Genomic DNA, 8,514 nt, shown 5'->3' on the forward strand with positions numbered 1-8,514 from the left:
GGGGCCTGGGGCGGCACCTGGGCCCGGGGCGGGGTCTGGGCCTCGGCCGGAGCGGCAGGTGCCTGCCGCGCTCTTCGGGGGGCGTGGGTGCGGCGGGAGGGCAGGGTGTGCAGCGGCTCGGCGCCCTCGGGGTCCTGCGCCGCGCCGGCCTGCCGTCCGTCGGGGTCGATATGGGTGAGCAGCTCGCTCGGGAGGAACAGCACGGCGCGCACACCGCCGTACGGGGACCGGGTGTCCACCGAGACGCTGAAGCCGTACCGCGCGGCCAGCAGGCCCACCACGGCGAAGCCGAACTGCGGTGGGTCGCCGAGCCGGGAGACGTCCACGGCGCGCTGGCCGGAGAGCAGGGCGGCGCCCCGCTGGACCTCCAGGCCGTCCATGCCCACACCGGCGTCGTCGATCACGATGCAGGCCCCGTTGTGCACCGGCTGGAGGCTGACCTCGACCGAGGTGTTGGGCTGCGAGTGGCGGGCGGCGTTGTCCAGCAACTCGGCGACCGCGAGCACGACGGGCTCCACGGACCGGCTCACCACGGCGACGTCGATCAGCGCGTGCACCTGCACCCGCTGGTAGTCGCGGATCCGCGACTTGGAACCGCGGACGACATCGGTCAGCGAGGAGGCCAGCCGCTGACGGCCGGGCCAGGAACCGCAGAGCACGGCGATGGCCTGGGCGCGCCGGCCGAACTGGGCGTTGGCGTGGTCGATCTCCAGCAGATCCCGCAGCACATCGGGGTTGTCGTGCCGCTCCTGCATCTCGGAGATGGACACCTGCTGCTCGTTGGCGAGCCCCTGGACGGCTCGCATGGACGCCTTGAGCGCCGCCTTGGCGGAGGCGTCGGCGCGCGTCTGTGCCTTGTCCACCGCGCGGGTGAACTGTTCCATGACGGCGTGCAGGCTCTGCGCGAAGGCCGTACCGGCCAGTTTCTCGTCCCGCAGGCCCGGCAGCGGGCCGGGCTGGCTCAGCACATCGGCGATCGAGGGGAGCCGTACGTCGACGAGGTGCTGCACCTCCTCGTCACGGGAGCGCAGGCTGTCCTCGAGAGTGGCGTTTCGCCTGCGGACTCCGGCGGTGATCTGCCGCTGGCGGATCAGAAGCACCAGGACGACGAGAAGCGCGGCGGCCAGACACCAGCTCACCGCCTCCGTTATGTGATCAGTCATCAGGAACCTCGTGCAGAAGAACGCGGGCGCGGAAGGAACGACTCAGAGCCCTGATGTCCCGTCCGGAAACGGAATACGGCGATCATCTTAGCCATGTCGTGACCTAGTGTCCGACGCCCGTGACAAAGTTCGAACCAGCGGCAATCGCTCGGCATTTGTCATGTGGTTTCGGTGAAGATCCGGGATTTCAGGCAAAGATGAAGGGTCGCGACCACCGATGAAGCGCCGTAACCCGGGCCCACCGTAGTGGTCGAGGCTGATCACCAACAGCCTTTTCACTCCGCGTCCGCAACCGGAAATGATCGTTGCTCTTCCCGGTCCAGTTCCTTCCCTGCGCTTCTGCGATCACCTCCGGCCGCCTCCCCCCATCGCCCATCATCACGGGAACTTTCCCGCTATGTCATACGTCACCATGTTCATCTCCCGGCCGTCGCGCGCGGACGAGGGAGCGGGCCGCCGGTGCGGATACGGTTGGGTACAGGTGCCGCGGCGGCCGACTCCCGTCGTTCCCGGGCACCGGCATCGGGGTCCCGCCCCGCTGTCGCCCCGTAGGTCCTGGAAGGAAGATGTGAGCAGGGTGTTTGCGCAGGTCGGCACGGTCATCTGGAGTGCGGGGTAAGACGCATGCATATCGTGATCATGGGCTGTGGCCGAGTGGGCGCGGCCCTCGCCCAGACCCTGGAGCAACAGGGGCACACGGTCGCGGTCGTCGACCAGGACCCCACCGCCTTCCGCCGCCTGGGGGCGGGCTTCGGCGGGCGCCGGGTGACCGGCGTCGGCTTCGACCAGGACACCCTGCGCGAGGCGGGCATCGAGGAGGCCGGGGCCTTCGCCGCGGTGAGCAGCGGTGACAACTCCAACATCATCGCGGCCCGGGTGGCCCGCGAGATGTTCGGGGTGGAGAACGTGGCGGCCCGTATCTACGACCCCCGCCGCGCCGAGGTCTACCAGCGCCTCGGCATCCCGACCGTGGCCACGGTGCGCTGGACCGCCGACCAGATGCTGCGGCGGCTGCTGCCGTCCGGTGCGGAGCCGCATTGGCGGGATCCCAGCGGCGGGGTGCAGCTCGCCGAGGTGCACATCTCCCCCTCATGGGTGGGCCACAAGGTCAGCGTGCTCCAGGAGGAGACCGGAGTGCGGGTCGCGTTCCTCACCCGGCTCGGCGAGGCGATGCTGCCGACCTCCGGGACGGTCCTACAGGAGGGCGACCTGGTGCATGTGATGATGCGCACCGACGAGGTGGAGAAGGTCGAGGCAGCCTTCGAGAAGGGCCCTGAGGAGGCGAATCGGTGAGCGCCGCACGCACGGCCGCCGGGCCGCACGGGACAGCGAAGGCCGCACCTCTGCGCCGTGCGGGCGGAGAAGCGAACGAGGAGGCACCGTGAGGGTTGCCATTGCGGGTGCGGGCGCCGTGGGGCGTTCCATCGCGAGCGAGCTGCTGGAGAACGGGCACGAGGTGCTCCTCATCGACAAGGCGCCGACCGCCATCTCGGTGGAGCGGGTGCCGCAGGCCGAGTGGCTGCTGGCCGACGCGTGCGAGATCACCTCGCTGGACGAGGCGGCCCTCCAGCGCTGCAATGTGGTCATCGCGGCCACCGGTGACGACAAGGTCAATCTGGTCGTCTCGCTGCTCGCCAAGACCGAGTACGGGGTGCCCCGGGTGGTCGCCCGGGTCAACAACCCCAAGAACGAGTGGCTGTTCAACGAGGCATGGGGCGTGGATGTCGCCGTCTCCACCCCGCGTCTGATGTCGGCGCTGGTCGAGGAGGCGGTGAGCGTCGGCGATCTGGTGCGGCTGCTCCGCTTCAGCCATGGCGACGCCAACCTGGTGGAGCTGACGCTGCCGCCGGAGGCGGCGCTGGTGGGCACCCGGGTCGGCGATGTGGAGTGGCCGGAGGACACCACGCTGGTCACCATCATCCGCGGCACCCGCGTGCTGACCCCGAACAAGGACGATGTGCTGGAGGCCGGTGACGAGCTGCTGTTCGTCGCGGCCCAGGCGCGCGAGGAGCAGCTCGAGCAGTTGCTGTCCGTCCAGCGCCAGGACGCCGCGGTCTCAGTGGCTTCAGTGCCGGGGCGGCGGCTGCCGGTCGGCCGATTCGGTACGCGCCTCGGACACGATCTGGTCGGTCCACTCCGAGAGCACCGGATCGGCGGCGGCCGCGCCGACCTGGGACTTCCGCTCCCGCTCGGCCTTCTCCTCCGCCTCCATCTCCGCGATCACATCGATCGGCGGCGGAGCCTTCGCGAGGAAGATCCAGGTCAGATAGACACAGAGCAGGAACGGCGGAATGCCGAGCGCGACCTTGACCCAGCCGAGCTGGGTGGCGTCCCCCCACCAGTAGAGCGGGAACAGCACCGCCGACTTGGCCAGCAGAATCAGCCCCCACGCCCAGGTGGACCGGGTGTAGGCGCGGAACCGGCCGGGGTTACGGGTGCGCCAGGAGAGGTTCTCCTTCAGCATCGGCCCGAGCAGCACCCCGATCAGCGGAAAACGGAAGATCGCCGAGAGAATGTAGGCGATCGCCAGGCCCAGGGTGTAGAGCATGCCCGGCAGATAGAAGTTCTTCGCGTCGCCGGACATCATCGCGAAGATCGTGCCGAACGCGACCCCGAACACCCCGCTGAAGGCGTGCTTCAGCGTCTCCTTGCGCACCAGCCGGGCGACCGCGAGCAGCACGGTGACGCCGAGCGCGGAGATCGCGGCGAGATGGATGTCGCGGTTGATCGTGTACAGCAGAACGAAGACCAGACCGGGGACGGTGGTGTCCACCATGCCCCGCACCCCGCCGAACGCCTCCAGGAGCGCGGTGTCCGCCGCCGCCCTGCTGTCGGCGGCGGCGCTTCGATGCCCGGTCGGGGTCGTCTTGTCGTCTGGCGTCACCGGCTACTCCTGTCCGAGCGGTCGGAGTTCGTACTTCGGATTGAACAGCACCCGGCGCCCATGGCTCATGGAGATCCGGCCCGAGGCGATCAGCTTGCGCCCCGGTTCTATCCCGATGATGGAGCGTCGGCCCAGCCACACCACGTCCAGCGCGGCGGTGCCGTCGAAGAGCTCCGCCTCCAGAGCGGGCACTCCGGCCCGTGGCCTGAGCGTCACCGTGCGCAGCGTGCCCGTCACCTTGACGATCTGACGGTCGCCGCAGTCGCCGATCTTGGTGCAGCCCGCGGCCTCCGCGTCCTGCTGGAGCTCGGCGGAGTGCAGTTCCTCCTGGGAGCTCGACAGCCGGTCCAGCATCCGCCGGAACCGGCCGACCGGTTTGTCGGACTTGACTCCCCTGTCGGCCCCGTCGGAGGGGTGGGGTACGGAACTCATAGGGCCAGCGTACCGGTGCGCCGACGCCGAAACGCCGTCCCCGCACTCATCGCCCGCCCCACTCACCGCTCGAACCGATAGCCCATCCCCGGCTCGGTGACGAAGTGCCGCGGATGCGAGGGGTCGGCCTCCAGCTTGCGGCGCAACTGCGCCATATAGACCCGCAGATAGTTACTCTCGGTGCCGTACGAAGGGCCCCAGACCTCCTGGAGCAACTGCTTCTGGCTGACCAGGCGGCCGGCGTTGCGCACCAGGACCTCCAGCAGATGCCATTCGGTGGGGGTCAGCCGCACATCGCGGCCGTCGCGATGGGCCTTCTTGGCGGCCAGGTCGACAGTGAACGCGTCGGTCTCCACCACCACCGAGTCGTCCGGCTGCCCGGCGGGCTCGGCACGGCGGACGGCCGCGCGCAGCCGGGCGAGCAGCTCGTCCATGCCGAACGGCTTGGTGACGTAGTCATCCGCCCCCGCGTCCAGGGCCTCGACCTTCTCGTCCGAGGTCTGACGGGCGGAGAGCACCAGGATCGGCACCCGGGTCCAGCCCCGGAGCCCCTTGATCACCTCCACCCCGTCCATATCGGGCAGGCCGAGGTCGAGCACGATCACATCGGGATGGCGGGCGGCGGCGAGCCGGAGCGCGGTGGCGCCGTCCGCGGCGGCGTCGACCTCGTACTTGCGCGCCTTCAGGTTGATCACGAGGGCGCGTACGATCTGCGGCTCGTCGTCGACCACAAGCACCCGGTTCATGTGACGGGCCTGCCTTTCCGTGTCGTTGTCTCTGACGTGGAGCCGACCTGGACCGGGAGGCCGGGGTCGGCCGGCGGGCGGCCGGCGGCGACACCCAGCGTGAGCACCATCGTCATCCCGCCGCCGGGGGTGTCCTCGGCGGTCAGCCGGCCGCCCATGGCCTCGGCGAAGCCGCGGGCGACGGCCAGCCCGAGGCCGACCCCGGCGCCGCGCGGGGCGTCCCCGTACCGCTGGAAGGGCTCGAAGATGCGGTCCTTCTCGCTGTCCGGCACGCCCGGGCCGCCGTCGGCCACCCGCAGCTCCACCCGGTCGCCGAGGGCGCTCGCGGAGACCAGCACGGGGCGGTCCGGCGGGCTGTACTTCACCGCGTTCTCCACGATGTTGGCGACGCCGCGCTCCAGCAGCCCGGGGTCGACCGCGACCATCGGCAGCTCCTCGGGGATGTCGAGGGTGACCTTGGCCATGGGGACGCCGACGAGCGCCATCGGCACCACCTCGTCCAGGTCGATCTCCCGGATGAGCGGGGTGACGGTGCCGGTCTGGAGCCGGGACATGTCCAGGAGGTTGCCCACCAGGTGGTCCAGCCGGTCGGCGCCGTCCTCGATGCCCTCCAGCAGCTCGGCCTCGTCCTCCTCCGACCAGGCGACGTCATCGGAGCGCAGGGAGCTCACGGCCGCCTTGATGGCCGCGAGCGGAGTGCGCAGATCGTGACTGACGGCGGCGAGCAGCGCGGTGCGGATGCGGTTCCCCTCGGCCAGCTCACGGGCCTGCCCGGCCTGCTGGGCCAGCCGCTGCCGGTCGAGGACGACGGCGGCCTGGGCGGCGAAGGCGGCGAGCACCCGGCGGTCCTCGGCGGGCAGGACCCGGCCGGAGAGCGCGAGCGCCATATGGTCGCCGACCGGCATGTCCACCTCCGCGTCCTCGGGCCGTTCGGGCGCCGGGGTGCCCTCGTGGCTGCCGACGCTGCCCGCACAGGTCCACGGGGCGACATCGCTCTCCCGCTCCAGCAGTGCCACCGAGTCCATGGCGAACGTCTCGCGGACCCGCTCCAGCAGCGCCTCCAGGCTGGTCTCGCCGCGCAGCACGCTGCCCGCGAGGAACGACAGTATCTCGGACTCGGCCCGCAGCCGGGCGGCCTGGTGGGTGCGGCGGGCGGCGAGGTCGACCACAGAGGCCACACAGACGGCGACCGCCACGAAGATCGCTATGGCGACGATGTTATCGGGGTCGGCGATGGTCAGGGTGTGGGTCGGCGGGGTGAAGTAGTAGTTGAGCAGCAGCGACCCGACGGCCGCCGAGGCGAGGGCGGGCACCATGCCGCCCAGCAGGGCGGCCAGCACATTGAGGAACAGGAAGAGCAGCACCTCGTTGGCGAAGCCGGGCCCGGCCTCGGAGGCGAGGGTGGCGCCGGTGCCGGTGAGCAGCAGGGTGAGCAGGGCCGGTCCGGCCACCCCGACCACCCAGCCCGCGATCAGCCGGGAGCGGCCGAGCCGGGCGCCGCGCGCCACCGGCAGCCCGCGGCCCTTGGCGACCTCGTCATGCGTGACGATGTGGACGTCCAGGTCGGGCCCGGAGTCACGGGCGACCATGGTGCCCACCCCGGGTCCGAAGACGTACTGCCAGGTCTTGCGGCGGCTGGAGCCGAGCACGATCTGGGTCGCGTTGACACCGCGGGCGAACTCCAGCAGCGCCCCCGGGATGTCCTCCCCTATGACGTGGTGGAAGGTCCCGCCGAGGTCCTCCACCAGGGTGCGCTGGACCGCCAGCTCCTTGGGGGAGGCCGAGGTCAGGCCGTCGCTGCGGGCGATGTAGACGGCGAGGATCTCGCTGCCGGAGCCCTTGGCCGCCATCCGAGCGGCGCGGCGGATCAGGGTCCGTCCCTCCGGGCCGCCGGTCAGCCCGACGACGATGCGCTCACGCGCCTGCCAGGTGGAGCGGATGGAGTGCTCGTCGCGGTACTGCTGGAGGTATTCGTCGACCCGGTCGGCGGTCCACAGCAGGGCCAGCTCGCGCAGCGCGGTCAGGTTCCCGGGCCGGAAGTAGTTCGAGAGCGCGGCGTCGACCTTGTCGGGCGCGTAGATGTTGCCGTGCGCCATACGGCGGCGCAGCGCCTGGGGCGACATGTCGACCAGCTCGATCTGGTCGGCCCGGCGCACCACCTCGTCCGGGAGGGTCTCCCGCTGGCGCACCCCCGTGATCGACTCCACGACGTCGCCCAGCGACTCCAGGTGCTGGATGTTGACGGTGGAGACCACGTCGATGCCAGCGCGCAGCAGCTCCTCGACGTCCTGCCAGCGCTTTTCGTTGCGGGAGCCGGGGACGTTGCTGTGGGCCAGCTCGTCGACGAGCGCGATGGCGGGGCGGCGCGCCAGCACCGCGTCCACGTCCATCTCGGTGAAGGTGCTCCCCCGGTACTCCAGCTCCCGGCGGGGCACCTCCTCGAGCCCGTGCATCATCACCTGGGTACGGCGACGGCCGTGGTGCTCAACGAAGCCGACCACGAGGTCCGCGCCCCGCTCGACCCGGCGATGCCCCTCGGACAGCATCGCGTACGTCTTGCCCACGCCCGGTGCCGCACCGAGGTAGATCCGCAACTTTCCGCGTCCCATACCCCTATTTTCCCTGTTGGACGGCGCCTGAGCTCATGGCGGGCTGCCAGCGGGCGATGCTTTTAGAGCAAACCCCGTCCCCGGCCGGGCCGACCGTTCCTTGACGGCTCCCTTACGGTCGTCGGCGCCGTCTTGACGCGCCTTTGACACCCGGCCGTCCAACCCTGGGGGAGCCCATGCGAAAAGCCGGTGGGCCGTACTCCGCAGAGAAGGGTACGGCCCACCGGCAGACGCTCGCCTCGGGCCGGGCCTTACGCCGTCGGCTCAGCCGGATGTGAGCGAGCAGCCCGCCAGGGCGTCGAGACCGGAGGGGGCGGTCGAGCCCTGGCGGGAGAAGGAGAGTTCGATGCGGTCGATCGTCGAGGCCCGCTTGTCCTTCAGCGGGCCCAGGATGGCGTTCCGCACGAAGTTGGGGCCGCCCTCGCCCCGGCTCGTGCCGAGCCGCTTGTTGGCCTCGTCGAGCTGCGTCTGGAGCAGCGCGACATTGCGGTCCACCTCGGCCTGAGCGGCGGCCGGTACGCCGCTGATCTTCGAGGCGACGTCCGGGCAACTGATCGTCTGGCCGGAGCCCGCGTCGGCCCCGCCGCCCTGCTCGGCTCCCCCGCCCTGCTCGGCCCCGGAGCCCTGATCGGCTCCGCCGCCCGCGGGCTCGGAGGCGGCGGCGGTCGGGGTCGCGCCGC

At 70.9% G+C, this 8,514-nt stretch carries 6 protein-coding genes and 2 pseudogenes; 2 read left to right on the forward strand and 6 right to left on the reverse strand.

The features are described 5' to 3' along the window. A partial coding sequence (locus tag KN815_RS43085; RefSeq protein ID WP_216347209.1) for an ATP-binding protein occupies nucleotides 1-1,163 on the reverse strand: 1,163 nt, incomplete at its 3' end. Between the two features lie 624 nt (nucleotides 1,164-1,787). On the opposite strand from KN815_RS43085, the gene KN815_RS43090 reads away from it, so the two are divergent. Further along, a complete protein-coding gene (locus KN815_RS43090; protein WP_059141662.1) occupies nucleotides 1,788-2,456 on the forward strand; it encodes a potassium channel family protein in 669 nt (222 codons plus the stop codon). An 88-nt stretch (nucleotides 2,457-2,544) separates the two neighbouring features. Further along, nucleotides 2,545-3,216: pseudogene (locus tag KN815_RS43095) on the forward strand (potassium channel family protein); the annotation flags it as partial. A 12-nt stretch (nucleotides 3,217-3,228) separates the two neighbouring features. Here KN815_RS43095 and KN815_RS43100 read toward each other — a convergent pair. The 5 genes and pseudogenes from KN815_RS43100 to KN815_RS43120 form a co-directional block, all read right to left on the reverse strand. Continuing rightward, a complete protein-coding gene (locus KN815_RS43100; RefSeq protein WP_216347210.1) occupies nucleotides 3,229-4,047 on the reverse strand; it encodes a DUF3159 domain-containing protein in 819 nt (272 codons plus the stop codon). Nucleotides 4,048-4,050: 3 nt separating this feature from the next. Further along, the gene (locus tag KN815_RS43105; protein ID WP_216347211.1) at nucleotides 4,051-4,479 is read right to left on the reverse strand and encodes an OB-fold nucleic acid binding domain-containing protein; all 429 of its coding nucleotides are present in this window, start codon (nucleotides 4,477-4,479) and stop codon (nucleotides 4,051-4,053) included. A gap of 62 nt (nucleotides 4,480-4,541) precedes the next feature. Beyond that, nucleotides 4,542-5,225 carry a response regulator gene (locus KN815_RS43110; protein WP_216347212.1) on the reverse strand — a complete coding sequence of 228 codons (684 nt, stop codon included), beginning with the start codon at nucleotides 5,223-5,225 and terminating at the stop codon, nucleotides 4,542-4,544. Next, complete coding sequence (locus tag KN815_RS43115) at nucleotides 5,222-7,834, reverse strand: DUF4118 domain-containing protein (protein ID WP_216347213.1); 2,613 nt, start codon at nucleotides 7,832-7,834, stop codon at nucleotides 5,222-5,224. The genes KN815_RS43110 and KN815_RS43115 overlap by 4 nt, the downstream gene beginning before the upstream one ends. A 264-nt stretch (nucleotides 7,835-8,098) precedes the next feature. After that, nucleotides 8,099-8,514 (reverse strand): annotated as a pseudogene (locus KN815_RS43120) (hypothetical protein); the annotation flags it as partial.

The organism is Streptomyces niphimycinicus (genome assembly GCF_018883605.1).
Taxonomy (GTDB): domain Bacteria; phylum Actinomycetota; class Actinomycetes; order Streptomycetales; family Streptomycetaceae; genus Streptomyces; species Streptomyces niphimycinicus.

Excerpts from the sequence above, each read along its gene's own strand:
- KN815_RS43090 (WP_059141662.1), top strand. The coding sequence starts at position 1,788 with ATGCATATCGTGATCATGGGCTGTGGCCGAGTGGGCGCGGCCCTCGCC.
- KN815_RS43105 (WP_216347211.1), bottom strand. The coding sequence starts at position 4,479 with ATGAGTTCCGTACCCCACCCCTCCGACGGGGCCGACAGGGGAGTCAAG.
- KN815_RS43110 (WP_216347212.1), bottom strand. The coding sequence starts at position 5,225 with ATGAACCGGGTGCTTGTGGTCGACGACGAGCCGCAGATCGTACGCGCC.
- KN815_RS43115 (WP_216347213.1), bottom strand. The coding sequence starts at position 7,834 with ATGGGACGCGGAAAGTTGCGGATCTACCTCGGTGCGGCACCGGGCGTG.